Origin of the sequence: Luminiphilus syltensis NOR5-1B (assembly GCF_000158175.1) — a bacterium.
Taxonomy (GTDB): domain Bacteria; phylum Pseudomonadota; class Gammaproteobacteria; order Pseudomonadales; family Halieaceae; genus Luminiphilus; species Luminiphilus syltensis.
In genome coordinates this window covers 568,046-592,511 of sequence record NZ_DS999411.1, presented here as the reverse complement: position 1 = coordinate 592,511, position 24,466 = coordinate 568,046, and the positions used below count along the sequence as shown (strand labels likewise).

General features: G+C 56.8%; 23 protein-coding genes. 15 read left to right on the top strand and 8 right to left on the bottom strand.

What is annotated here, in order from left to right:
• Window positions 1-21: 21 nt before the first annotated feature.
• Genes NOR51B_RS02625 through NOR51B_RS02610 form a run of 4 tightly spaced genes read right to left on the bottom strand, consistent with a single transcriptional unit; the run spans window position 22 to window position 3,867 of the window.
• Entirely contained in the window at window positions 22-1,428 is a 1,407-nt protein-coding gene (locus NOR51B_RS02625) for an NAD(P)/FAD-dependent oxidoreductase (protein WP_009019524.1), read from the bottom strand.
• Entirely contained in the window at window positions 1,421-1,744 is a 324-nt protein-coding gene (locus NOR51B_RS14775; protein ID WP_009020791.1) for a (2Fe-2S)-binding protein, read from the bottom strand. The genes NOR51B_RS02625 and NOR51B_RS14775 overlap by 8 nt, the downstream gene beginning before the upstream one ends.
• Window positions 1,744-2,943 carry an NAD(P)/FAD-dependent oxidoreductase gene (locus NOR51B_RS02615; protein WP_009019697.1) on the bottom strand — a complete coding sequence of 400 codons (1,200 nt, stop codon included), beginning with the start codon at window positions 2,941-2,943 and terminating at the stop codon, window positions 1,744-1,746. The genes NOR51B_RS14775 and NOR51B_RS02615 overlap by 1 nt, the downstream gene beginning before the upstream one ends.
• On the bottom strand, window positions 2,944-3,867 hold the full coding sequence (locus tag NOR51B_RS02610; protein ID WP_040481637.1) for a dihydrodipicolinate synthase family protein: 924 nt from the start codon (window positions 3,865-3,867) through the stop codon (window positions 2,944-2,946).
• Between the two features lie 156 nt (window positions 3,868-4,023).
• On the opposite strand from NOR51B_RS02610, the gene NOR51B_RS02605 reads away from it, so the two are divergent.
• The 10 genes from NOR51B_RS02605 (at window position 4,024) to NOR51B_RS14770 (ending at window position 15,182) form a co-directional block, all read left to right on the top strand.
• Entirely contained in the window at window positions 4,024-4,941 is a 918-nt protein-coding gene (locus tag NOR51B_RS02605; RefSeq protein WP_009021003.1) for a LysR family transcriptional regulator, read from the top strand.
• 437 nt (window positions 4,942-5,378) lie between these two features.
• Window positions 5,379-6,653: an amidohydrolase family protein gene (locus tag NOR51B_RS02600; RefSeq protein ID WP_009021697.1), complete on the top strand. Its 1,275-nt coding sequence runs from the start codon at window positions 5,379-5,381 to the stop codon at window positions 6,651-6,653.
• A gap of 42 nt (window positions 6,654-6,695) precedes the next feature.
• Entirely contained in the window at window positions 6,696-8,009 is a 1,314-nt protein-coding gene (locus tag NOR51B_RS02595; protein ID WP_009019523.1) for an NRAMP family divalent metal transporter, read from the top strand.
• Between the two features lie 19 nt (window positions 8,010-8,028).
• Window positions 8,029-8,520 carry a VOC family protein gene (locus NOR51B_RS02590; protein WP_040481633.1) on the top strand — a complete coding sequence of 164 codons (492 nt, stop codon included), beginning with the start codon at window positions 8,029-8,031 and terminating at the stop codon, window positions 8,518-8,520.
• Complete coding sequence (locus NOR51B_RS02585; protein ID WP_040481630.1) at window positions 8,517-9,974, top strand: DPP IV N-terminal domain-containing protein; 1,458 nt, start codon at window positions 8,517-8,519, stop codon at window positions 9,972-9,974. The genes NOR51B_RS02590 and NOR51B_RS02585 overlap by 4 nt, the downstream gene beginning before the upstream one ends.
• On the top strand, window positions 9,947-10,744 hold the full coding sequence (locus NOR51B_RS02580; RefSeq protein ID WP_040481628.1) for an alpha/beta hydrolase family protein: 798 nt from the start codon (window positions 9,947-9,949) through the stop codon (window positions 10,742-10,744). The genes NOR51B_RS02585 and NOR51B_RS02580 overlap by 28 nt, the downstream gene beginning before the upstream one ends.
• 32 nt (window positions 10,745-10,776) lie before the next feature.
• A complete protein-coding gene (locus NOR51B_RS02575) occupies window positions 10,777-11,196 on the top strand; it encodes a RidA family protein (RefSeq protein WP_009020170.1) in 420 nt (139 codons plus the stop codon).
• A gap of 2 nt (window positions 11,197-11,198) precedes the next feature.
• The gene (locus NOR51B_RS02570; RefSeq protein ID WP_040481625.1) at window positions 11,199-12,857 is read left to right on the top strand and encodes a DUF885 domain-containing protein; all 1,659 of its coding nucleotides are present in this window, start codon (window positions 11,199-11,201) and stop codon (window positions 12,855-12,857) included.
• Window positions 12,858-12,894: 37 nt separating this feature from the next.
• Complete coding sequence (locus NOR51B_RS02565; RefSeq protein ID WP_154647583.1) at window positions 12,895-13,620, top strand: hypothetical protein; 726 nt, start codon at window positions 12,895-12,897, stop codon at window positions 13,618-13,620.
• A gap of 695 nt (window positions 13,621-14,315) precedes the next feature.
• A complete protein-coding gene (locus NOR51B_RS14770) occupies window positions 14,316-15,182 on the top strand; it encodes a sugar phosphate isomerase/epimerase family protein (RefSeq protein ID WP_009021040.1) in 867 nt (288 codons plus the stop codon).
• Window positions 15,183-15,378: 196 nt separating this feature from the next.
• On the opposite strand, the gene NOR51B_RS02555 is transcribed toward NOR51B_RS14770, so the two are convergent.
• Both NOR51B_RS02555 and NOR51B_RS02550 read right to left on the bottom strand, forming a co-directional pair.
• Window positions 15,379-15,801 (bottom strand): hypothetical protein, encoded by a 423-nt coding sequence (locus NOR51B_RS02555; RefSeq protein ID WP_009020382.1) that lies wholly within the window; start codon window positions 15,799-15,801, stop codon window positions 15,379-15,381.
• A 200-nt stretch (window positions 15,802-16,001) separates the two neighbouring features.
• Entirely contained in the window at window positions 16,002-16,385 is a 384-nt protein-coding gene (locus NOR51B_RS02550) for a hypothetical protein (RefSeq protein ID WP_009019369.1), read from the bottom strand.
• A 399-nt stretch (window positions 16,386-16,784) separates the two neighbouring features.
• Here NOR51B_RS02550 and NOR51B_RS02545 point away from each other — a divergent pair, with 399 nt between their 5' ends.
• Window positions 16,785-17,525 (top strand): TorF family putative porin, encoded by a 741-nt coding sequence (locus tag NOR51B_RS02545; RefSeq protein ID WP_040481623.1) that lies wholly within the window; start codon window positions 16,785-16,787, stop codon window positions 17,523-17,525.
• A gap of 239 nt (window positions 17,526-17,764) precedes the next feature.
• Here NOR51B_RS02545 and NOR51B_RS02540 read toward each other — a convergent pair whose 3' ends face one another.
• Both NOR51B_RS02540 and NOR51B_RS02535 read right to left on the bottom strand, forming a co-directional pair.
• On the bottom strand, window positions 17,765-19,006 hold the full coding sequence (locus NOR51B_RS02540) for an aromatic ring-hydroxylating oxygenase subunit alpha (RefSeq protein WP_009019376.1): 1,242 nt from the start codon (window positions 19,004-19,006) through the stop codon (window positions 17,765-17,767).
• Window positions 19,007-19,073: 67 nt separating this feature from the next.
• Entirely contained in the window at window positions 19,074-20,138 is a 1,065-nt protein-coding gene (locus NOR51B_RS02535; protein ID WP_009020380.1) for an Ldh family oxidoreductase, read from the bottom strand.
• A 91-nt stretch (window positions 20,139-20,229) separates the two neighbouring features.
• Here NOR51B_RS02535 and NOR51B_RS02530 point away from each other — a divergent pair, with 91 nt between their 5' ends.
• The 4 genes from NOR51B_RS02530 to NOR51B_RS02515 all read left to right on the top strand — a co-directional run bounded on the left by NOR51B_RS02530 (window position 20,230) and on the right by NOR51B_RS02515 (window position 24,421).
• Window positions 20,230-21,132 carry a hypothetical protein gene (locus NOR51B_RS02530; RefSeq protein ID WP_009020192.1) on the top strand — a complete coding sequence of 301 codons (903 nt, stop codon included), beginning with the start codon at window positions 20,230-20,232 and terminating at the stop codon, window positions 21,130-21,132.
• A 58-nt stretch (window positions 21,133-21,190) separates the two neighbouring features.
• On the top strand, window positions 21,191-21,994 hold the full coding sequence (locus NOR51B_RS02525; RefSeq protein WP_009020533.1) for an EthD domain-containing protein: 804 nt from the start codon (window positions 21,191-21,193) through the stop codon (window positions 21,992-21,994).
• Between the two features lie 17 nt (window positions 21,995-22,011).
• A complete protein-coding gene (locus tag NOR51B_RS02520) occupies window positions 22,012-22,407 on the top strand; it encodes a nuclear transport factor 2 family protein (protein WP_009020626.1) in 396 nt (131 codons plus the stop codon).
• Window positions 22,408-22,831: 424 nt separating this feature from the next.
• Window positions 22,832-24,421 (top strand): class I adenylate-forming enzyme family protein, encoded by a 1,590-nt coding sequence (locus tag NOR51B_RS02515; protein ID WP_009021148.1) that lies wholly within the window; start codon window positions 22,832-22,834, stop codon window positions 24,419-24,421.
• Window positions 24,422-24,466 lie beyond the last annotated feature (45 nt).

Below are 24,466 nucleotides of genomic sequence, written 5' to 3'. Positions count from 1 at the left end.
CGATTGGCGTATGTCGGGATCTCAGTCGCCTGGTGTTTTTGTCAGATCCCCGAGGCGTACGGGTTTGATGGGAAAACGCGCGGTAAAACCACCGAGTGTTGACTCGTCTCTGTCCCGTTCCTCAGCCATCAGCCACCGCGCCTGATAATGGCAATACCTTCCCTGGCAATGGCCCATGCCGCAGCGAGTCATTAGTTTCAGCGCGCTGAGGTCCTGTATGTCACCGTGTGTGTCCAGGGCTTTACGGACGGTGTCTACGGTCAGCTCTTCACATTTGCACAGGTAGGCAGTCTCCGACATAAGGCGTGAAAGCCGGTTACCGGGATAGGCTATGTCCGCCAGAAGTCGGGCGAACCGTCGGTGGTTTTCCAGCTCTTTTCTGAGCTGACCAGTGAGTCGGCAATACGCTTCCTGCGCCAGGGTACCGGCGTCCAAAGCAGCGCCCAGTCCCGCCAGCTGACCTTCGAGGCGAGCCACATTGGCGCCATCAACACCTGTGGCTTCACCGGCCACATAAAGGCCGGGCTGCGAAGAACGCATGTCTTCATCGTGGGTCGCTATCCAGCCGCCGCGTTTCCAGGACCAGGTACAGTCGGCACCCGCAAGTCTGACAAGGTCATTGTTTGTTAAAAAACCGTAACAGAGTCCGAGGCGATCGCAATCGATGGCCTGTGGTGTCTTATCCCTGTCGGGTGTTGCTACAAGAACGTGCTCCAATCGCTCGGTACCCGCCGCGGCAATCAACTCCCTGCCAAAACGAATGCTCACGCCGCTCTTCATGAGACCGAATAGGGATTGAAAGAGTAACGAGACATTGGGCAGCTGTCGCGACAGTGTCAGTGCGTGTCGGGTAACGGCGAGGAATTGGGAAAGTGGCTGTTCGAAGGCAACGCCGGCAATATCTGCCCCGGCTTTGCGCAGTTGATCCGCCACCAGTAGTTGCAGCGGATGGGTGCCAATGAAATAAAACCGCTCCCCCGGGACGATCTGCTGGGATTTGATAAACGCCTGTAGTCCCCCCGTTGCCATCACTCCCGGCATTTGAGCACCGTCAAAGGTAACCGGCATGTCAAAACAGCCGGAGGCGATCAGTACACGGCTCGCGCTGCAGACCTCCAGGCCGTCGGGTGTCATCAGGGACAGCTCCCAGCCTGCGTCGGTCGGGGCCAGACCAAGAACGGTGGTTCTGGATCGTCGCTCAAGGCGTTGACCGGCTTGGGTGAATTGGTCACACAGATGGTGCAGTGGCCGATAAACCCGATGGGTCAGCCAATCGGCTACCGAATAGCTATTCGGCGGCTGTCTGAAAATCTGTCCGCCGGGGTCGGGTCGATCGTCGATCACCAAAACCTGTAGACCATGGTGACTTGCTGCCAGTGCAGCGGCCATACCCGCAGGGCCGGAGCCTATGATCGCGAGGTCAATCATGCTGATCAAGCGCCATCGGCCCTGGGAAACAGGTGCCGGTGGCAATGCACATGTCGGGTTCGACGGGAGTGTTGCAGGCGAGAACCCATCTTTGATCCTCACCCTGGCCTACCACGACCCGGCATTCAAAGCAGGTCCCCATATTGCAGAACATCGTCCTCGGACGCCCCGTCGGCGTTGTGTAGCAATGGAGGTTGCCGGCGATAAGCAGTGCTGAGGCGATTGTCTCGCCCTCGTAGGTTTCGAAATCGACACCATCAATCGTGATGCGGATCGGTGTGGGTCTCGATACCCCCCTGTCAACACGGACGGGCATTATGCACCGACACCCTGTTGTGCTACGTGCAGACCGGGTCGGTCGGGTGAATACGGGTCCAGCGAAAAGCTGCTTTTACCGTTCAGGATCAGCTCAGAAAGCAAGCGGGCATAGGTCGGTCCGTAGGTAAAGCCCGAACCGCCAACGGCGCTAAAGAACCCCGGTGCTGATTTGCTGGCGCCGATGATGGGTAATTGATCGGGAGTCAGAGCCGTGGTCCCGGTCCAGCAGCGCAGAACAGCAACCTGTGCTGCCAGGGGCATCACTTCCTCGGCGGTGCGCAGGTTTTTGGCCAGTTCCACCATATCGATATCGGCCCGGTAATTCTTTGCAAGCAATTGATCTCTGGCGGGCAGCCGCGCAAGCCACCCACCGCCGATCAGGAGATTGCCATCGTCGGTCTGTTTCAGTGAAAGCTTCCTGCCGACGTGTTGCAGCAAGTGATTCATTACCACTGGCAGTTTTTCAGTCACGCTCATCATTAAACCTACGGGATAAATGGGCAGGTCGATACCCGCTTTGGCTGCGATGTGGCCGGACCAGGTTCCTGCGGCATTGACGACAATATCAGCGCTTTTGCTCCAGTTTCCGCGCTCCGCAGAACGCAGGTCAGCGTGCCACTGGCTTCCTTTTCTTTGCAGATCATCAACTACGGTACCCGTCACAATGGTGACGCCGAGTTTTTCTGCCTCGTGGGCAAAGGCATGGGTAAGCAGACGGGGGTTGCAATGCCCCTCATCCGGACAATGCAGCGCGCCGATAACGGCATCGCTCAGGTATGGGGCGAGTGCGACCAACGCACCACGGTCCAGAAGCTCAACCGATACGCCCTGGGCCCGCTCGATAGCGGCCTTGCGTTCTAGCTTGGCCATTTGCTCGGCGCTCTCGGCGATCATGAGGCCGCCATGCATGACCAAACCAATGGGTTGTCCGAGCTCAACTTCCAGACTTTTCCAGTCGGCTATCGAAATTTGCGCCAGCGCAGCGTAATGAGCCAACTCTTTGTCGAGCGTACCCTCGTGCTCCATGAGTCGATACTCAAGCTGAAAATGCAGGGATCCGGCATTGCGGCCAGAAGCACCACGATTCAGCTGCTCCTGCTCGACAAGGGTGACGGACGCGCCCCCTTTGGCGAGGTAAAACGCAGTGGCAACTCCCGTCAGACCACCGCCAATGACCAGTGCATCAGAGCAGGCCATTCAGGGCGTTAGTTTACCGAGCTGTTCCAGGGTTTTTTTGATAGCCGACTTGCCGGGGTCCTCGAGTGGTAGCAGTGGCCGTCGGGGGAAGCCACCGGGTAGCCCTTGCTGGTTGAGTGCTTCTTTGAATATTGCCTGGGCAGAACCAAAGCGTCCGGTGTAGTCCGGGTTAAACCATGCACGCATCAGGTAGGCGTCCTTTTCGCCGAATTCTTTCGCCTTTTCATAGTCTCCCTGCCAAATGGCATTGTAAAAATCCGGCTGATCACTACCCAGTACATTGCCTGCCCCCATTGTTCCGGCACAGCCATGACGTGTTACCAGAGAAATGCCAAGCTCGTTCATAGGGGCTCCAAATACCCGCACACGGTCCCCGACAGTAGAGAGTACATTGAAAAAATGTCCCAGGTCCGGTGTCGAATTCTTGATGGCAACAACACGCTCCAGATTGGCGAGCTCTGAAAGCAGTGGTTGCGACATATCGATATTGGTCCCCGGTGGCCAGTTATACACGCAGATGGGCAGGGCGCTGCCGGCACTGACTTCCTGGTAGAAGGAATAAATTTCGCGCTCGGTCGGTTTCATGTAGGGGGGTGGTGTAACAAGGGCTCCGTCGAACCCACAATTTGCCGCCTCGGTGATGTTTGCCAGCACATCGTGCGCCCTGTAGTCAGAACAGCCGGCAATCAAAGTCAGCTTTCCAGCCATCTCCTCAGCCGCCAGTCTCATGAGTGTTTTCCTTTCGGCTGTTGTCATATTGAACCACTCGCCCTGGGTACCCAGAACGATAAAGCCATGCACACCGTTGCCCTGAACCCAGCGGTGCAAAGATTTCACGCCGGCAGCATCTAGCTCACCCGCTTCGTCGAAAGGGGTCGTCAATGCGGGAATATAGCCGCGCCAGTCAATTGAATCCCTATCCATGTTGTCCACGTCCTTTGCGCTTGGGGGCGACCATTCTTCGCAGAACCGTCAAAGCGAAGAGTAGACCAACAGATCACCATCGCAATAGCAACGCTTTGACATTTTTGTAGCCTTCAAAGCAAAATTGACCGACTCCATGCCGCCGTGCGTAATCCCATGCCGAATAATGTCCGCCTGCGTTACCTCTATGAATCAGCCAGGCTGGGGACGATGCATGCCGCAGGGGACAGTTTGAATGTCGCCACCTCCTCGGTCAGTCGCCAGATCGCACAGCTCGAACTGGAATTGGGGCTACCATTGATTGAAAAGGGTCGTCGGGGAGTGAGGCTAACGGAAGCCGGTGAGGTGGCATGCGCCCACTACAAAGAAAAGCTGTCCCAGGAAGAAGCTTTCCTGTCTCACATTGAGGCGATGAAAAAAGTGAGGTCAGGTAAGATCAAACTGGCAGTGGGCGAGGCGTTTGTTACCCAGCGTTTCAGCAATATGCTCTCCGATTTCATGTCCGAATACCCGCAAATGGAGATCCATGTAAGCGTCTCGAATACGGCGCTTGTTTCCGCCCAGATCGTGGAGGATGAGGCGCATCTTGGACTTATTTTCGATATCCCGCGAGAGCCCAACATCAGCGCGAGGATGACTGTCTCACAGCCGCTGAAGCTGGTAGTGGCGAGTAACCACCCGTTGAGCGGTGCTAAATCCGTTGATTTTGCTGCTATTACCGCTGAGAACCTTGCATTGCCCGACGATGGCTATCGTATGCGGCAAATCATACGGGCCGCGGAGCAGGAGGCACACACGTACCTCGATCCATCCCTGACCATCAACTCGCTTACGTTCTTACGGGATTTCGTTTTATCCGGCCGGGGCGTGTCGATTCTCCCTGACCTTGCAGTCCAGGATGGGCTGGCCGACGGGTCATTACGGGCAATAAGTATTTCCAACGAGCTTCTCAGTGGCACCAAGACCAGCCTTATTACCCGTTCCGGTCGGCAGCTCCCGATGGGTGCTTATCTGCTGATATCCAGTCTTGAGGCGTATTTGCGGCAATCCTCCGCTGAAAATGCCGACTATTAGCCGGTCGCTGGTACCTGTGTGGACCACTTGGTTGTTTCAAAAGCAATAAAAACCCACTTTATGTGTTATTGATACAAACAGGGTAATGCCTTTGAATCTGAACTAAGGCACAACATGTCGTGAACCTCCGGGCCGACATTGGCAATGAAAACTGCAAGGTGGCAGCGTATGTCGAGAACCTTTTTGACGGTACCTACTTTACCAGTGCCTACCGAGAGGCTTTGCCCGACGGCTTGCACATTAAGTCCGGGGTCCAGTGTCAAGGCCTGTGCGCCTGAGACAGCTTCTGAACGCACGCCAGCCCAGCGTCGTCGCTCTCTCAGGAATCGTTTGGTCACGGCGGGAAAGTTTCTTCTTGAATCCGTCCCCCGTGGCTGTATTGCCGACCCGGTCGTGAAAACATCGATACTTTCCAATCAGAGGAGTTCCGCGTGACAATGCGAACCAAACTAACGCGTCTGGTACTGCTATGTGCCAGTTTCTGCTTTACCGCCAATGCCCTTGCTGCCTCCACAGCCCTGGTGGGTGGCACGATAGTCGATCTGGAGGGGGGTAAGTCACTGCCAAATGCCGTCGTACTCATCGACGGTGAACGTATTGAAGCCATCGGCTCCCGGGAAGATATAGCCATTCCCGATGACGTTGAAGTGATCGACGTCTCCGGTAAATGGCTAATCCCGGGCCTTATGAACATGCACGTCCATCTCGGTCTTAAATTACCGGGTAAAATGTCGGCTGAGCTTGCCAATGAAACAGAGGCGGAATTAGCGTTCAGAATCGCCGCGGCGGCTCGCGAGGTCCTCCATGCCGGTGTTACCACCATTCGTATGCCCGGTGATACGGCTCGCGCGGGCATAGCGTTGGACAAATCCATCCGCAAGGGTGAGTCCCACGGCCCGAGAATTTATTCTGCGGGTGAATCGCTGGTGATAACCGGCGGGCATGGCTCGGAACCGGGTGTTACCTACGCCGATGGACCCGATGAACTGGTCAAGGCTGCGCGACGGGAAATCAGTCTCGGGGCGTCCTGGAACAAAATCCTTATCTCAGGCGGCATCGCCACCGATGGGGGTGGTATCGCGGAGGCGTTGATGACACCGGAGGAAATGCGGGCCGTTATCGATGCGGCTCATCGATTCGGCGCCAAGGTGGCCGCTCATTCCGGCTCCACTCCGGCGACGTCGGCGGCGGTGGATGCGGGTGTCGACAGTATTGAGCATGGCTATATGCTCGATCGAGCGGTACTGAAGAAGATGGCGCGTGCAGGTACATGGCTGGTGCCTACGATCGTGGTCAGCCAGCCCGCAACGGCACCGTTTTTTGAGCGTATAGGTTCGCCCCAGTGGTACCTTGATCGTCGCGATTCCGTCGGCAAACTGCATTGGGAGAGCCTGCGTACAGCCATCGATGAAGGTGTGGATATCGCTTTGGGCACGGACCAGCTTCCCCATGAGCCCAACGATGGAACCACGGCCACAGCGCGAGAAGCACAGTATTACGCAGAGGCTGGCATGACGAACTTGCAGGCGCTGCGTGCCGCGACTATTGCTCCTGCACAAATGCTCGATATCAATGACCAAACCGGCTCCATAGAGGTGGGTAAATACGCTGATATTCTCGCCATTGACAGCGATCCGGTTGATGATATCAAAGCGCTTCGGAACATTTCGCTGGTGATGAAGGGCGGTACTGTCTATCGAAACGAGCTGTGATGTGAATGCCGCTGTCTCGTGTGATCAGGGCCACGCCCTAATATGAATATGTTGCTTCGCGCCGGTCACGCGATTATCGGTCCTTCTGCCGTTATTGCGGCAGGCACCATGGGCGCCGGAGCGGTGGCGTCATTCTTGCTTACTGGAGCGTGGTTTCAGTACCAGCTGTTGTGGGTTGTCCCGCTGATGTTGCCCATTTTTGTCATATCGGTGGATACGGCCTCGCGGATTGGCGCTCTCAATCCGGGCAGGGGCATGTTCACCCTGATCAGCCAGCGCACCCATCGCAGCGTGGCCTGGTTATTCTTGTTGGTTAACGTGCCTGTGCACGTGCTGATCATCATGGGCCAGCTGTCGGTAATGGATTCGGCGTTGACATCCGCGGCCACGCAGCTGACGGGCCGGCCTCTGGCCTTGCCGCCCATAGCCGAGGCCGGGATACCGTTACTTATCGGCGTATTCGTTCTCTGGTTGGTTTTTTCCAGCGGCTACGAGCGCCTGCAGAAGGTTATGACGGCATTGTTGATTGCAATGCTTATCTGCTTTTTGCTAGTCGCGATCCGTGGCTTTTCTGAATGGCGTATGATTCTCGATGGTTTTGTACCACAAGTGCCAAAGGATCTGCCGGTGCCCGGTGCCGACAGCCCCCGGTCGGCTAGCGCTTCGATTATCTCTATTCTCGGCAGTGCCATTGCGCCTGCTGCATTATTGGGTATGCCGTATCTGGCGGCCAATGCCGGTAGTAAGCCCTCTGCTTTACAGCAAAGCTTTCATCGTTCAATTATCAATCTGGGATTTATATTCGGCGCCTATGCGATTCTCGTGATGGTGGCCGGTGGCCACTCGCTGTTCAGTCTTGAAAACAACGCCGGTTTTGAGGATGTCGCCAGCGCTTCGGCTGTTATGCAGGGGGTGTTTCCGGGCACATTCGCCCCACTCGGACCCCTGGTTTTTTCTATCGGCGTATTCATAGCAGCATTGACTACTGTTGTAGTCGCCGCTCAAATCACCGTTTATTTCATGCTCGACACTTTCGGTCGAGATTGGAAGTTTGTCCCGGGGAATAAGCATTATCGGGTACTGGTAACTGTGCTGGTATTGGGCGCTGCTATCGCTACACCATTTTGGAGTTTCCCGGCGCTGCTGAAAGTTGTCTTGATGATGGGCATCAATTTTCTGGTAATACCGGCAGCTTTTGCCGTTGTTATTCTTCTTGCCAATCAGCGAGAGATTATGGGCGACCATCGTGCGGAGTGGTGGCGTAACCTGGTTCTTGGTATTGGCCTTGTCGTATCGTTGGCCCTTGCGTCGACCAAGGCACCCTATTATTGGTCCATTCTTGTGGGCGGTTCCTGACCAAAAAAGGAGTAATTTAATGTCTCAAAATGTCCCCATGTTTCGTAAAGTCGATCATGTTTCCCTGACCGTGGAGGATATCGACGAGGCGATCGAGTTCTACACGCGTGTGATGGGAGCGGAGCTGCGCTACCGGATGGGTCCTTTTGATGCCCGTGAAATACCCCGTGGTGAAGATGGGCGTGACTGGACCGATGCACACGTTCAGGTGCCGGACGCCAGGCTCAATATCGCGATGCTCAAACTTTGTGAAAACCTGGGTATGGAGCTCTTTCAATACGATAGACCGGAAGACGCCGCCACTGTGCCGCCGCGCAATTGTGACGTTGGTGCTCGGCATATTTGCCTACAGGTGGATGACGTTGAGGCGGCAATCAATTATCTCGCAGAGAACGGGTGCTCAGCGATGGCCGGGCCGATTGTTTCCGAGGGTGGCCCCGCGCCCGATTCCCTGTCCTGGTATGTGACGGACCCCTTCGGACACCAAATGGAATTGGTGCAGTACACATGAAAACAAACGTTCTTCAGACTTTCTCGCGGGAAAAGTCACGGAAGCTGTGGTCATACACGGTCTCTTTGCTGGGATTGAGCCTGCTTACAGTCGCGTCAGCGCCCTCTGTCTTTGCGGCCACCAAGGATCTGACACTGGACGCTATTTTCACCTCGAATACCTTCGCGGCCGACCTGCCGACAGCTCCCCGGTGGCTTTCCAGTGGCGACGCCTTTACCTACCTTGAGACGGTAGCGGCTGGCACCGTTGTCCGTGTTATGCGGGTCGGCGACACCGAACCGGAATTATTGCTTGCGTTGGCCGATCTTCCCGGGCTGCCCACCGGCTTTCAGGCTACTGACGTTACCTGGTCCGAGGAATCCGGATTTGCCCTGATCAAGGGGGTGCCAGGCACAACCTGGGAGGGTTACGAAGAAGCCGCCTATTACGTCTGGGACCCCGAGCGCGAGGCTGCATGGCCACTGGTGTCCGCAAGGAAAAAACTTCGACTGGTAAAAATGGCTCCAGACGGCCGTTCGATCGGATTTGTCGACGGCAATAATCTTTACGTTGTTGAAACGGCCTCAGGTGACATGCGCGCGATCACCACCGATGGCGGCGAGGATATTTTCAATGGCATTTTCGATTACGGTAGCACGGAGTTTGGGCCACGCGGCGCCTGGTTCTGGTCACCCGACGGTCGAAATATTGCTTTCTGGCGACTCGATGCCACCTCGGTGCCGTTCTATTCAATGATCGACCGTCTGCCGGGTTACCCGGAGGTCCGTCGTTTTCATTATCCGAACACCGAACAGGCTCACGCGAGCTATCAGGTCGGCGTTTACGCGCTGGATACGGGGAAAACACGGTGGCTGGAGACCGGCCACGATGTCGACGATTATCTGCCACATTTAAGCTGGTTTCCAAGCAGCGAGGGATTGTTTGTCCAGCGGCTGACGCGGGATCATCAGATCCTCGATGTGCTGCGCTTTGATCTCAGCACGACCGGCGCTCAGAGAATGGTCCGAGATACCCAGCCCACATGGCTCGATGTGACACTCGATATGATTCCGCTCTCCAACGAAGCTTTTTTGTGGAGCAGTGAGAAGACCGGTTGGCGCCACATTTACCTCTGCCGCGTCGACGCGGGTTGCGATCAGCTTACCGACGGTGATTGGTCGATGGATGAGTTACTCGCCGTCGACCCCGATGGCGATTGGGTCTATTTCTATGCCAAGCGCGACTCTTTGATCGATCAGCACGTCTATCGCGTGCCGTTGGCGGGTGGCGCGGTGGAGCATGTTACGGATCAGCCGGGCTGGCATGTATGCAGATCGCTCCGGGAGCAAAGCGGGCGCTGGCGACGCACTCTACCGCCACCTCGCCTCCGACCTTGTCCCTGGTCAGCACTACTGGCGCTAATATCAGCACCCTCGTGGAAAACTCCGTGCCCGAATTGGCTGACTACACGATGAGCCACACCGAATTTGTTTCTTTTGAAACCGATGATGGTATCGAACTGAACGGTTTTTTCATCAAGCCAACGGACTTTGACCCCGAGAAAAAGTATCCGGTGATCACCTATGGTTATGGCAACGCCGGTTCCCAGATTGTGGTCAATCGCTGGGGTACCCAGCGCGGGCCACAGCAGGACCTTTGGCATCGTTACATGGCGGAGCAGGGCTACATTGTGTTCGCCGTAGACAACCGAACCACCCAGGGTCGTGGCAAGGCGGCGAAAAATCTGACCTACGGCGAGTACGGCAAGTATGCAGTGCTCGACTACATACAGGCCGTCGATTATCTGAAGCAGCAGCCTTGGATCGACGGTAGCAGAATCGGCTTCTGGGGTTGGTCAGGCGGTGGTTATCTGGCAGCCGCGCTGATGACCAAGGCGGCGCCGCATTTCGCGGTAGCTGTCAGCGTAGCACCGGTCATTGATCTGACCCATTATCAGGCGGCGGGCGTGGAACGTTGGATGGGGACGCCCAGCGAAAACCAGTCCGGCTATGACGCGGTCAATGTGATGAATGACGCGGATAAGCTGCAGGGCAAGTTGCTGTTGATCCACGGTACGGGGGATGAGAACGTCAAATTCGCCTTCACGCTGCAGTTCGCAGATGCGCTGATTCGCGCGGATAAACAGTTCGATATGCTGGTATACCCCAATCAACGACACGGTATTTCGGACTTTCGCGGCCATGTTTTCAAGACCATGAGTCGGTACTTTGACGATCACCTATAACTGCATGGCGATCATCGGACAGGAGAATTCATATGACCAGTAAAACGATCAATCCGGAAGGCCTGTATAACAGTCTTCAATTCGGCTTTTCCCATGCAAAAGCTTCCGATGAGGCTGTCACGGTGCACTGCGCCGGCCAGGTGGCATGGGATAAAGAGTGTAATGTGGTGGGGGTTGACGATATCGGCGCCCAGGCACGACAGGCCCTCGCCAACCTCAGGCACGTGCTCGAAGAAGCCGGTGCCGGAATTGAAGACCTGGTTAGAATCCGTACTTATGTGGTCAACCACAATCCTGAATACATGCAGCCAATCGGTGCTGCGCTGGCGGAATTTTATGGTGATGTGACGCCCGCGCCGAACACCTGGATTGGTGTGCAGGCACTTGCGATGCCAGATTTCATGATAGAGATCGAGGCTACGGCACAGATCCCATCATCGTCCGGGAGCTAGTGTTGAAATTGACAAAGCATCGCTTTGGCCTGACTGAGGGTTTAGTGCTTCTGCTCGCCCTGGCATTCGCCGGGACGGGAAGCGCTGCCGGCCCGTTATCGGATGATGCAATACTTGATCAGCTGATCGATGGATACATTGCTACCGAGCGATCAGCCGGTGGTTTAGAGCCGGTAACACTGCGTGCTTTTGAGCAACGGCTCGAAAAGCAGACGTCACTCCTTGCCGCACTCGAAAACGTCGATGAATCCCGATTGAGTTTTGACGGAAAAATTGATCGCAAATTGTTGCGGGGAATTCTTGAAGCAGATATCGAGACCGCCAAAAAACGACGCCCCTGGGCAACAGTACCTACTCTTTACCTGCCGGCTTCACTGATGGGTGAGACCCTGAAGAAGTGGCAGCTAAAGCAGCTGACTGATTCTGAATTGATGGAATTCCTGGGGCGCATTGGTCCGAGAATTAAGGCCGCGCGGGCGAATCTTGAGGCGCCGCCGAGGCGTTTCACGGAGTCTGCAATTTTCCAGTTGCAGCAGTTACTTGTCTCGCTTGAAACGGTAACAGTAAAGCCGGATTCGCTCCTCGCTCAGTCGGTCGCTGCAACCGTGGAGCAGCTGCAGGCGTATTTACTGTTTTTGCAGAAAACGCTGTTGCCATTATCCAATGGGGACTGGGCGATAGGCCGTGAGCATTATTCTTATATTCTGTCTCGGCGCTGGCATATGGATACCACCGCTGAAGCAATTATACAGCGCGGTGAGAACGCTTTCGCAGAGACGGAGGCGTTGGCGCAGGCGGCGAGCGAACGTCTGGATCCCGGCAAGCACTGGAGCGAAGTCTACGACGCGTTAACAGCCTCCCATCCGTCGGCCGCGGGTTTGAAGGAGGCCTACCAGAATGCCATCGATAGTGCGCAGGCTTTTGTGCTCGAGCAGGGTATCGTCTCCCTGCCACGAGGTGAGCAAGTCGTCACGCTGGACACGCCGCCGTATATGCGTCGCTCTTCCCCCTATGGCACTTTCGATGGTGTGGATCCGTTCGGCACCGAGCTCGTCGGGCGGCTGCTGTTGACCCCCATTGAAGAGGGGTTGGACGCTGAGGCGCGGGAGCAGCGTTTGCGCGGCCATCACAGTGCCTGGATACCAGTAATTGCGGTACATGAGGCGTACCCTGGGCATCACGTCCACGCCCTTAAAATCAGGGAAAATCCTCGACCCCTGCGGCGGGTTGTGCACGAGCCGATTTTCAGTGAGGGCTGGGGGCTGTTTACCGAGGAGCTCATGTTCGAGGCGGGTTTTCTCGAGGGAGACGCAGTTCGCCTGACACAACTGCGTAACAGGCTCTGGCGCGCGGCGCGGGTGATTCTTGATGCCAGCCTGCACAGCGGCGCAATGAGTTTTGATGAGGCGGTGCAGTTTCTCGTGGACAGGGTAAGGTTCGATCCCATGGCCGCCTCACTGGAGGTGGGAATGTATATTCGCAACCCCACTTACGTGCTGGGCTATCTGATCGGTATGCAGGAGATAGCGGCAATTCGCGATGATTTTTACAGGATCAACGGCCAACCGGAACATCCCCGTGATTTCTATGATGAATTGCTGAAGACCGGGGCTATGCCTCCGGCGCTCGTCAGGGAAGTCATGTTCCGAGACAGTCTCTGACAGACTCGTTCGTATTTTTTACTCACTGGAGATAAGCATGCTTAGTCTAACAAAAACTGTGCGCCGCTCGGTCGCCATCGGAGCCGCGTTGCTGGCGCTGTCGCCTATGGCCAATGCGGATAACGTAACGGCGGAGGAAGTGGTTCCCGGACTCTGGGAATACACCGGCTTGATTTCATCCTCCGGTGTCGATATGCCGCTAACGGGTATTTTTCTGTTTGCAGACGGGACGTTTCTCCAGCACGCCATATTTAACGGCGAACCCTTCGCCGAGCAGGGCTCAATGGCGCACTCGGGTCCCTATGTGGGGTCAGAGGTAGGCATTGAGCTGACCGCCGAACAGACGCTCAGTCTGAACCCTTCCGCGGATAAGCCACTCACTTCTATGGGAGTGACAACGCATGACCTGACCGTTGAGCGCAATGGCGATGATATGACGCTCGTATTCAGTGCCGGGGAGGGCACTGTCCAGACCCTTAGTCTTCTTGGCCCTGCGGATGCGGTGTCTGTCTACACCCTTGAGAATGGCAAGCTGGCGTTTACCGGTGACCATTTTCTGCTGGTTAGCGGCGATGAAAGCGGCATGGTCTCAGGGTATGGCACGTACAGCAAAGTCGGCGATGACTATTCACTGATGCTCACCCGATGGTCGCAGAGCAATGGCCAGACTGCAGAGAATCTCCGTGATACCGCTATGGAAGTCCAGTTTGATGGTTCCAAACTGACGCTTCCCAATGGTCTTAATTTAGCCGTTATTCAATAATGGTTTTCATTTTGACATCCCCCAATCTCCTCGCCGCCCTAGATCCATCGGAATGAGATCCCGGGCGTCGGCCTCTGATCCGACGCAACAGGGCTATCACAGCATCTGCCGGTCTATTGGTGTCGTATTGACCAATGATTGTTGTGCGGTACAGAGATGGGTATCCGATACCAATCAGGGTAGGCGTGGCGCGGACCCATGAGGCTTTTCTCGTAAACGCTGCGGGCCACCAGTGTTTTCGGTCTTCTTGCAAGTGATCCGATATTCGGGTGCCGCTCATTTCCCGAAAAAAGGATCAGGTTCGCAAAACGCTTCTTCTGAAGCCAACCGGTCATCCTGTCGTTCTACCGACAGCGCTTCGCCTGAGGCGGCGTAGGTCAGTCCCCCCGGTTTTACCGGCAGTGATGCTGTAACCTTTTGCTATCAATGTGGCCCCAGCCTCGTGGGTAGCGGCAACGAAACGTCCGCCAAATTGTTCGACAAAGGCCCCAACCATGACTAGGCTTGTCTACTCAGGAGGTCAAAAATGATGTCGATACCCGCTTCTCGCAGCGCTCTGGCGGTTGCCCTGTGTACTTCCATGGCTTGTCCTTCTAAGCGGACTGACCGTTGGTGTGTGATTTTTAGAGATCGATATGCTTAGGCAATTGCAACAACGTGATCGCTGATAAAGGCGTTGAAAAGTGATCCATAAAATGGATCGACTACCCGAAACCTGCCTCTGGCCCGCCTGTGTCAAAACCCAGCCGTTCGATCGCCAGCTCGATGCCGCGGTGGCCGGCGGATTTGACGCCATTGCCGTTGGCGGACTCACCCATGACGCGCTTAAGTCGCAGGGAATGACCGGGGCTGATATTCGAGCCCTCACTGAAGGCAAGGGCGTCAGGCTGGGCCACTACGACGGTTTCACAGACTGGGCACCGGTTCGTTTTGACGATTCCATCCCCCCGCTGGCGCAGTCGGTGTTCGATTTCAGCACCGAAGCAGTGCTTGCGATCTGCGCGGATCTGGGGTTGCACTCGGTGGGCGCAACGGGCGCCTATCGACCCGGTCGTTTCAGTGTGAATGAACTGGCTGATGGGTTTGCGGCGTTCTGCGAACAGGCAGATCGGGTGGGTCTTTGGGTTGATCTTGAGTTCATTCCCTTTTGGGGCATCCCGGATCTGCCTGCCGCGTGGGATATCGTAGAGGCCTCGGGGGCCAGAAATGCCGGTGTGTTATTGGATACCTGGCATTTTTGTCGCGGCAACGCCGATCTTGAGTATCTCCGGAATCTACCCACCCACGCTATATCTGCCGTTCAGGTGGCCGGTGGATTAACACCATCATCGGGGATGAGCCTTATCGACGAGTGCCTGACCCTGCGCACCGCCCCCGGGCACGGTGACCTCGATATTACTGCCGTACTAGGGCTACTCGCGCGTCAGGAGACGATAAGAAGCATCGGACCCGAGGTTTTTTCTGATGCGCTCGATGCCGAGCCGGCGGAGTCGGTAGGAAAACAGATGGCGGAAGGATTGAGTTACGCGCTTGAAATTATGGGGCGATCGCACGGGGACTAAGCTCTTATTGCGGCGTGGCACCGCAATGCGGCCCAGATTCGGAATCCAGAGAATGTGGATCTGCCATCGCGCAGCTGTCCCAGCGGCCCCTTAACACCACGTGCGCCTTGGTCATTGGTCACCCATAGAAAAACGTGAGGCGCCGACAAAGTAGCCTGGGAAGTCGCGACAAATATGGCCAGACGAGGTTAGAGCGTTAGCTCATCCAGCCCAGTTCCCGCATGGCCCAGGGTGCATTCCAGACTTTAACCATTTTCGCCACGCGGTCATCGGCGCCCATGGTGAGCACATACACATAATGGCTGGTGGTGGTTTGACCGGTAGCCGGGACAGGACCACCTTCGCCGACATGCGTGCCCGTAAACGTGCCAAAGAACAGGGCCGTACGTGTGTTCTCGTCATAGGCCGAATTGTGCAGCTCGTAGCTGCACCCGGCGAGGGCGGTCTTGCCGAGCCCTGCCATCCACTCGCAGTACTCCTCGACGGATGAAAGCGTTGCGATGGGCTCGCTCTGTGCAGAAAAGTGGGCGCCTTTGCTGGCATAAGGACTACAGCCCTGCCAGCCCTCCAGGGATTCGCAGGCGTGGAAAAACCGGGTGGCATTGTCGAAGGCACTCATTAGGGAACACTCCAGGGGTGTTTAGTTGCTGGCGCTAGAAGCTTGAGTTTACTCCCGTCCAGGTCCGGCGTCGCGGCGCCATCGTGACCGCGATCTAAACGGTTGTTACCGGTGCGCGATAAGTGACTATCCATCAAGGCCAGATTGAGCCATCAAGGCCGTGGTGAAGCCTCCATCGGGAAGGACTATAGTCCTTGCCCTCAGTCGTCGCTGCCGCGATTGCGCTCGTAGGGTTTTTTCGAGGGGGATCCCGACAAGGGTCGGAAGGTAATCCCGCCCGCCTCAAAGCTGCCATCGTCCTCTTCATCTGACGCTGCCTCTGGCCTCGGCTCGTCTTTCGTGACTGTTTCACTTACCACCTCGGGTGCCGCAGCGACTTCCGCATAGCGGCCCGACATCGCCTTGACGCACGCGGAGCCGGCGGCGAGACGAACCAGTGCCGCATCATCGTCACTCATCGCGGTGTCGGCACCGGCGCGCACTTCCGCCAGCGTCGCGTTAACAATTTCCTGGCAAGGGTCTTCGGAAGCGTTGCCGGAAACACAACACACCAGACTTAACGCGCAGACGACAGATCGATACATAAACAAATCCTGGGGACGTAGTTGGGGAAATAGTTGAGGATACAGCGTCGGAGAATGATGACCCAGTTACCGCTTTTTTAAAAGCGCCGATGTTTGAAAGCGCGTTGGGGAACAGCTCGAAATCGGTAGGGGTTGCAAGCGGGATTGCCGATGCTGGCCCGTACGCACTTAATTGGTGCGCGGGGCGCCCCAATCTGGTGTCGCCGTCGGTGACAAAGCCGTGCCCGTGTGCGTATCGCCGTCCAAATTCCCCTAATTTTTCAATGAAATCAGCTAAATAGAAAACATGGCGCGGTTGTTGCTAAGTCCACGCCAGTGCTGGGTCAAAAGGTACGCTTAGATACCGCGCGCACAGCCTCGAACTCCCACGAAAACGAAACTGTTATTAGAGGAACCACCATGTCTACACTGCAAAATTCCCCACGTTTATTCAAAAGCATGACCGCGCTGGCCGCGGCTGCGGGCTGCTTGATGGCTTCACAGGCGAATGCCGGTGAGTGGAGCGCCAATGCGGCAATGACCAACAACTACATCTGGCGTGGTCTCACCCAGACCGAAAACGAAGCAGCGGTACAGGGCGGTATCGACTACGCCAGCGACAGCGGCTTTTATGCTGGTACCTGGGTGTCAAACGTTAACTATGGTGCAGGCGATGTCTACTCCTACGAGCATGACATCTACGCGGGCTTCGCCTTCGATACCGGCGATATCAGCTGGGATTTTGGCTACCTGTACTACAACTATGACAAGGAAGCCGAATTCGATTTCGGTGAAGTCTATGGCTCGGTTGCTTACGGTGGTTTCAGCGTCGGCCTCTGGGTGCTTACCAACACTGAGGCCGATGAAGGCCCCGGTCAGGACTTCGGCGCCGGCGAAGCGTACTACGCCTCAATCGACTACGGTTTCGAGATCGGAAACGGCGTTGAAATCGGCCTGCACGCGGGTTATCACGACGGTGACTTCGCCGAGGCCTTTAACGGCAACGACGATGGTTACTACGACTACAACGTCAGTGTTTCCAAGGGCGGTTTCTCATTCATGATTACCGATACCGACGTAAGTGGCGGTGCTGCAGAAGGCGGATTCGACAATGATCAGATGAAGGTCGTCGTGTCTTACGCGGTTGATGTTGAGCTCTGAGGCAAGCGCACCAGTGCCTGTTGAGTAAGTCTGAGGTTGTAGTTCGGAATTCTCCAATACACCTGTAGATTGCTCGATTGCTTAATGAAAAACCCGCCAAAGGCGGGTTTTTTATAGCTTGTGTTTATAGGTTCTGATGAGGCTTCAGGACCACGGAATGCACCACTATCACCCCGAGCAGCCGCTAGCGTTGGCAACACCACTGATACAGGTCGCCAGTTTAATGCTGTGGTTCGCTTCTAGGCCAGTCTCGGCTCGTTGGGGTGCACCCACTCATTGCCAATAACATCGGCTACCCGCAGTGCGGGTTCGATGTTATCGAGGCCGATCAACGCATCAGCCCATTGGTGCCAGTAGTAAATCCGCGCTTCCTGATAACTCAGAGGAATGCCCCGTTCGCCCGTGTCAGCCATGGCTTTCTGGATGGCTTCCGACATTTCAATATCTTCACGAAGCACGAGGCTGGGCTTTTCTCCGTTATTTTCAGTCCACATGTCCGGACCGGATTCGCGATGGTTCCGCCAGTCGGGTGCCAGGGTCCACGTCTCGACAATGCATTCGTCGGTGCCATTGGGCCAGAATTGTATCGGTGGCACGACGTATTGGTTCAACGGCATGACCAGGTTGGGGAAAACGTTGTAAGACAGTGTGCAGGTTCGCGCGATCTCTCCGGCGGACTTTATTTCCGGCCAGGAGGTCTTCCACGCCCCCCCTTGATGGCTTTGCGGGATGGGGGCGACCATCCGACCGTGCCCGCCAGGGTAGAAGGTGTTGACGTTGCGATTGGCATCGAGCGCGGCGGCCACGGTTTTTCGATGCACCATGGGCACGTGGTAGACCTCCATGTTCGCCTCCATGGCGATCTTCCAGTTGCTCTTTATGGTGAAGCGGTCGCGTCGCGACAGCCGGCAGTTCTGCAAATCGAATTCGGCCCACTCATCGATCAGTGATCCCAGGCTGGCTTCAAGGCTGGGTGCCTGCGAGTCAAAATTGACGAAAATGAGCGCACCCAGACGTTCGCAGCGCAGCGCAGGAAGCCCGAGATTTGCCTTGTCAATCGCGCCGAAGTCGCGGTCGCTGGCGATGGCAATTAGCTCGCCGTCATGTGCATAGCTCCAGCCGTGGTAAGGACAGGTGAGTCGCGGTCGACTGCCCGTTGCGGGCATAACCACCGGCGCACCGCGGTGACTGCAGCGATTGATCAGGGCGTGGATGGTGCCATCACTGGCGTGCACCAGAACAACCGGTGGTTCCGCGATATCCCAGCGCAGAAAGCTGCCGGGTTCGGGCAATTCGTCGATGTGGGCGGCGAGTAGCCAGGACCGTCGAAAGACCTGTTGTTGTTCCTGCTCATAAAAGGCCGGATCTGAGTAACGCCGGGAGGGCACCGGGGGGAGCGACGGAAACCCGGACGGGGGGCGATTACGTTGCGACTCCATGTCCATTAGCGTGCGCAGTTGCTCGGTGTCGATCGCGGTCACGGTTTACTCCTGTGTTGAGGCTTGCCGATACGGCGAATTGAATCGTACTGCTGCCGTGTCGATGCGTTCACCAGCTTTGGGTTGCCCGCGGGGCCTTGGCAGCTGCCACCAGACCCCGGTGGCTCACCCCCAGTTTACTCGCAAGATCCAAAAGGGCGGCCAGCGTGTGGTCGGCGAGGATCAGGGTATCACCCGGGCCCCGTGTTCCGCCGCTGCCGGGCATCCGATAGCCACAGCTTTCGACATAGCGGGTAAACGCACCGGCGCGACCCGCCCACGCCTCCCTCGGTGCGAAACGGGTAACGTCGAGCAGCAGGAACAGGGCGCCGTTGGTAAACCAGGGTACCTCTTCTTCTCCGGCCATGAGTCCGCCGGCCATTGAGGCGAACATCTCGGCGGCGACCATCAGCCCAAAACCTTTATGGCCGGCGCTCGCGCCACCCAGCGGTCGCAGGGCCGCCAAGCCATCGAGAAAGGCCTGGGGATCATCGGTGATACCGCCGTCCGCTGCGATGACCCAGTCGGGGTTGAGTCGGTCACCGGCATTGGCCGCCTCGCGGATACGCGACCCCGAGACCTGGGAGGTGGCGAAGTCGACAATGACGTGATTTTCTGTGGCGCCGCAGGTAGGTATGCCAAAGGCAATCGGGTTGGGTGCAAGTACCCGGCTGGCCTTATTGGGCCCGGCGACGGTCAGTGCGCCGCCGCCGGTATTGCCGAAGGCGAGGAAAGCAATATCGGCGTCACAGGCGCGCTCGGCCCACTCACCGAGGCGACCAAGATGGGTACCGTCGCCGATTCCAATCGCCGCCACTCCCTGTTGTTGTGCTTTTTGGATACCCACGTTGACCGCTTCACTGCCCGTTAACTGGCCGAATGCCGCACGCCCGTCGACGCGGGCCAGGCTGGCGCCGAGGTCGTGAGTCACGGGTGTGGCAGTGGCGTCAATGACGCCGGCTTCAGCCATTTGCACATACAGGGGTAGCAGACTCAAGCCATGGGTAGGGGCTCCGCGTCGATCGGACTCGAGCAGGGAATGTGCGACCTGCGCGGCGGGTGTCGGGGGCGTTCCGATGGCTTCGAGGATATCGGTCGCAAGCTTTGCAAGGGTGAGCGTCTTTGTTTCCATCATCCGGGTACCGGCAGCCTAAACTTGCTTGACACGAGCAAGAACTTAGACGACCTTGGAGCGCTTAACAAGGGCCAGCGATCAAACAATAACTATGGGTGTGGATCACTCGTTTTGCCAATTCAAGGTGTGGGCGTTCCTGAAGCGCAACGTTGCCCTGCTCAGCCACGATGAATACCGGGCAGGTCATGTGGGTTTTCATTGCTCCAATACCCGGCGCCTCAATGCTATTCGCGGTTACTCGGTCAATATTCACGACGAGGATTCAACATTGAGCGCCCGCCTTGCGCTCGAAGCGGGCGCGCAGGTACGTAATGAGCCCAGGCACTTCCTGTCGCTCTGGGATGGGTTCCCAGCGGTCTATTTCGATAGCTGGCAATCCTGGACGCAGGCGGGTGTGCAGGAGCCCACTCGGGCAACCAAAGACGGCGTGGTTATTGATGTCGACTGGACGCTTGCCGATGGTCCTTATCTATTCGATCGGGTCAGCGACGACAGTCCGCAATTTCGTTCTTACCACATTCGTATGGAAGAGATGCTGGCAAAGCCGGTGCTGCGGGAGGAGCGGCGGCCCGTTAAATTGGTGCAGTTTTTTCGCGCCAAACCCTCGTTGTCGGCAGCGGAGTTCAAAGAGCGATTGCGTTGCGAGTATCTGGTCTTACTGGCGGAATTAGACGCGCTCAATGGCTTGATCGGGAACCTTCGTTATCGGGATATCGATGCGGCAGTCAGGGGTTATTACCCCGAGGATCACTGGTGTTTTACTGAACAGGGTCGCACCGAGCGCGAAGCCTTCTTCGATCTGTGGGACGGTGCCAACGAACTCTACTTCTCCTCGCTTGAGGCGTTCATCGAAGCGCGCAGGCAGTTTCGCGATCACGACCGTCTGAACGCGCTGGAAGATGAGCTTTTTGAGGCGAATTGGTATGTGGCGGTCGATGAAAACGTGATTGTAATGCCCAACCGATCCCGGCCACCCGAGTATTACTTCCGATGATCACCGGGAAGACTGTACCGTGTTAAAGGTCGCGAGCCTCACCTGTCGCGCGAGGGGCATGAGTAGAGACGACTACCGCGCCGCGCATATTGGGTATCACAGTTCCTGTGTACGCCGGTTGAAGGGTTTGCGTGGCTATCTGGTGAATATTCGCGCTGAGTCCAGCACACAGGACTGGATCGCCGATACCATCGCCGGCCCAATGGGTGTCGAGAGAGACGACGTCGCCACCGACTGGGATGGTTTGAGTCAGCTTTTCTTCGATTCCATTGCCGATTATCGCGCCGCCCGAGCGCTGGTCCAGGACAGACCCGGCCCCGCCGGGCTTGAGCGCGACGAACGGCTCCTGGACCTCGGCGGTGATGAGGCTTTTCTGTATTCCACACCGCCACTATCGTTCGCGGTTGATGAGCACGTCGTATTACCCGTACGCCGCCCGGAGCACAAGGTGTTCAAACTGGTACAGCTGGGCCGAAAGAAAGAAGGCGTGAGCGATCACGAATTCAGATCGGCCTGGTGCACCCAGTATGCCGATCAGGTTCGCGCTGCCCCGGGATTACTGGGATACACGGTCAACTTTCCACAGCTTACCGATGTAAAGACCGACTTTTACCCGCCGGGCTCCTCAGTGTTTAGCCCGCAGGCCACCGAGCGTGAGCTGGATTTTCATCGTCGCTGGGATGGCTATGCAGAGTTGTGGTTTACCACGCCCGAACACTTTGTCGACTGGCGGAGCACTATGCATGATGCGCTTCGCCCCATCGAGGCCGAATGGTTTGACCACTGGTGTTATGTCGAGGTTGACGAGACCGTGGTGGTATTGCCCGACCGGTCCGCCGCCGCCCCCTTTTACCACCGATAAGCCAAGGAGTAAGTACAATGACCCCGGAAGCACTGAAGGCCCATTTGCAGGGCTGTTACTTTGATAACGTGGATACGGCCAACCCCGATGGCGCGGTAATGGCGTTTACCCCCGATATGGAATGGCAGCACACCCAGGTGTGGGCCCACGACGGCCACGATTCCCGGCAAACCGATCGCTTGAGCGGACGCCAGGCGTTGCTCGATTTTATGCGGGTCCGCGTTAAGGAGACCCAGATCATCCAAATCAAACACAAGGTCGATGAAACGATCGTCACCGGTAACTCCGGCGCGTTTCGAGGCCGTGTGGTTGGCCCGTCGGGGAAGGAGCTGCGCTTTCTCGGGTGGGTGGAGCTGCGCGATGACCTGGTGAGTCGTTATATCGTGGTCCCGGAAGACTTCGCGGCATCCTGATCGGGGCGCCGACCTATCGCGCTGACCCCCTGGTGCATCCCTTGTGCATAGGTTGCGAGGGTGTCCCGCAGGGGGCCATTAGCGACTGAACAGCGTCATGCCGGCGCGGGCATTGGCCGGTCCCGGTATCTTTTGTGTTATACCTTGATCGCGAAGGTGGCAAACTGAACACTATTGCGACAGGCGTTGCATTCGGATACTCTTTCACTCGCTTGTTGCAAACAAGTAATAATAATAACCTTATAAAAGGTCCTTCCCGGGATGTACGTACAGCGAATCAGACCGTTTTTACCGTCCACCCGGAGCGTGGGGAGAGGGCGCACGTGCTAATGCAACCGGTGAACGCCGTGAGTCGCGGTCGTCGCCGTGCCTGCGCGCGGGGCATCATTGTCTTGATCTGCATCACCAGAAGTGAGGTCGGGTAATGGCGGATAGTTCTTCGGCATCGCTGCCGCCCGCCGACTACTGCCCTCCCGCCTATGTCATGGCGGCCGGAAGTCTCAGCGTCTTCGATCTCTTTCGCGAGGCGGCCGGCCGAACCCCCGATCAGCGGTCACTGGTGGATAGCGAGCGGGTGTTCACTTACGCCGAGACCCTGGCACGGGTTCTTTCGGTCGCCAACGCGTTGCAATCGATGGGGCTTGCGCGGGGGGAGCGTGTTGCCATCCTCGCCCAGAATTCGATCGAATACGTCGAACTTCACCTTGCGGCGGCATATCTGGGGCTGATCGTTGCCTGTCAGAATTGGCGTGGGTCTACGGATGAGGTCGAGCAGTGTGTACGTCTTGTGACGCCATCGTTGTTGTTGTACTCGGAGCGGTTTGCCGATGCGGCGGGCGCGCTTTCGGAGCGCACCGGCATCAAGGCGGTATCGCTGGAGGCGAGCTTTAGTCGCTGGGCATCGACGGCGACGATGCCGCGCGGCGCGCCGGAAATGAATATCGAATCAGGGTTGCTCATTCTCTATACCAGCGGTACGACGGGGCCTGCGAAAGCGGCGCTGCTCAGCCAGCGCGCACTGATTGCCCGAATGACCTTGTTTCGCACCGATCTCGATACCACTCCCGAGGACGGCTTTATTGCCTGGTCACCGATGTTTCATATGGGTGGGTCGGAGCACAGCCTGTCAACGCTGATGATGGGCGGAACTGTTTTTGTCGCCGACGGCTTTGATCCGGCATTTATTGCCCGGACGATCGGTGCAGAAAAGTTGAGCTGGCTACTGTTGGTGCCTGCGACCATCGATCGCCTCATAGAGGCCCTCGACGCGCAAAATATCGAACCCAAAGGCGTGAAACGCGTCGGTGCAATGGCCGATCTACTACCTAAAAAACAGTTGGCCATGATCAGCCGTCGAATCAATGCGCCTTTCCTCAATACCTTCGGTGCCACCGAGACCGGTATCGCGCCGGCATCCGGGCACGCCATACCCATTGGCGAGGAACCCGAGAAGTTGTCCAAGCAGCTCAACTCCCTGTGCGCCTTTCGCCTTGTTGACCCCGACGGTAACGATGTGCCGCGTGGCGAAGTGGGTGAAGCCGCTGTCAAAGGGCCGACGCTGTTCAGCGGTTACTGGAACAACGATGAGGTGAACGCCAAGGACTTTGCCGGTGGCTGGTTTCGTATGGGCGATTTGTTTACCCAGAATCCGGACGGATCGATTGATTTTTACGGTCGCGCCAAATACCTGATCAAGTCGGGCGGCGAGAACATTTATCCCGCCGAGATCGAAACGGTCCTGCTGGCGGATCATCGTGTCGACGACGCGGTCGTGATTTCAGCGCGAGATGACCAATGGGGTGAAGTGCCGGTCGCCGTTATTGCCGCGGCAACGAGCGATACCGAGACCCTTTTCGATGAATTGCGTGCCGCGTGTCGCGAACAGTTGGCCGGCTACAAGTGTCCGAAAAAGTTTATTTCCATTGCGTTTGAGAAATTGGCGCGAAATACCAGCGGCAAGATCGATCGCAATGATCTTGAACATCAATTGAAAGCACAGGGAGTGATTGACTAGCAGTACCGTAGCAAAGCAGTGATTGGCCATCGTGCCAGGTTAGAT

Coding starts and splice junctions, on each gene's coding strand:
- NOR51B_RS02605 (WP_009021003.1), top strand. CDS start 4,024: ATGCCGAATAATGTCCGCCTGCGTTACCTCTATGAATCAGCCAGGCTG.
- NOR51B_RS02595 (WP_009019523.1), top strand. CDS start 6,696: ATGAATATGTTGCTTCGCGCCGGTCACGCGATTATCGGTCCTTCTGCC.
- NOR51B_RS02600 (WP_009021697.1), top strand. CDS start 5,379: ATGCGAACCAAACTAACGCGTCTGGTACTGCTATGTGCCAGTTTCTGC.
- NOR51B_RS14775 (WP_009020791.1), bottom strand. CDS start 1,744: ATGCCCGTCCGTGTTGACAGGGGGGTATCGAGACCCACACCGATCCGC.
- NOR51B_RS02615 (WP_009019697.1), bottom strand. CDS start 2,943: ATGGCCTGCTCTGATGCACTGGTCATTGGCGGTGGTCTGACGGGAGTT.
- NOR51B_RS02625 (WP_009019524.1), bottom strand. CDS start 1,428: ATGATTGACCTCGCGATCATAGGCTCCGGCCCTGCGGGTATGGCCGCT.
- NOR51B_RS02530 (WP_009020192.1), top strand. CDS start 20,230: ATGGGTGTGGATCACTCGTTTTGCCAATTCAAGGTGTGGGCGTTCCTG.
- NOR51B_RS02610 (WP_040481637.1), bottom strand. CDS start 3,867: ATGGATAGGGATTCAATTGACTGGCGCGGCTATATTCCCGCATTGACG.
- NOR51B_RS02555 (WP_009020382.1), bottom strand. CDS start 15,801: ATGAGTGCCTTCGACAATGCCACCCGGTTTTTCCACGCCTGCGAATCC.
- NOR51B_RS02575 (WP_009020170.1), top strand. CDS start 10,777: ATGACCAGTAAAACGATCAATCCGGAAGGCCTGTATAACAGTCTTCAA.
- NOR51B_RS02590 (WP_040481633.1), top strand. CDS start 8,029: ATGTCTCAAAATGTCCCCATGTTTCGTAAAGTCGATCATGTTTCCCTG.
- NOR51B_RS02535 (WP_009020380.1), bottom strand. CDS start 20,138: ATGATGGAAACAAAGACGCTCACCCTTGCAAAGCTTGCGACCGATATC.
- NOR51B_RS02550 (WP_009019369.1), bottom strand. CDS start 16,385: ATGTATCGATCTGTCGTCTGCGCGTTAAGTCTGGTGTGTTGTGTTTCC.
- NOR51B_RS02520 (WP_009020626.1), top strand. CDS start 22,012: ATGACCCCGGAAGCACTGAAGGCCCATTTGCAGGGCTGTTACTTTGAT.
- NOR51B_RS02585 (WP_040481630.1), top strand. CDS start 8,517: ATGAAAACAAACGTTCTTCAGACTTTCTCGCGGGAAAAGTCACGGAAG.
- NOR51B_RS02515 (WP_009021148.1), top strand. CDS start 22,832: ATGGCGGATAGTTCTTCGGCATCGCTGCCGCCCGCCGACTACTGCCCT.
- NOR51B_RS02565 (WP_154647583.1), top strand. CDS start 12,895: ATGCTTAGTCTAACAAAAACTGTGCGCCGCTCGGTCGCCATCGGAGCC.
- NOR51B_RS14770 (WP_009021040.1), top strand. CDS start 14,316: ATGGATCGACTACCCGAAACCTGCCTCTGGCCCGCCTGTGTCAAAACC.
- NOR51B_RS02525 (WP_009020533.1), top strand. CDS start 21,191: ATGAGTAGAGACGACTACCGCGCCGCGCATATTGGGTATCACAGTTCC.
- NOR51B_RS02545 (WP_040481623.1), top strand. CDS start 16,785: ATGTCTACACTGCAAAATTCCCCACGTTTATTCAAAAGCATGACCGCG.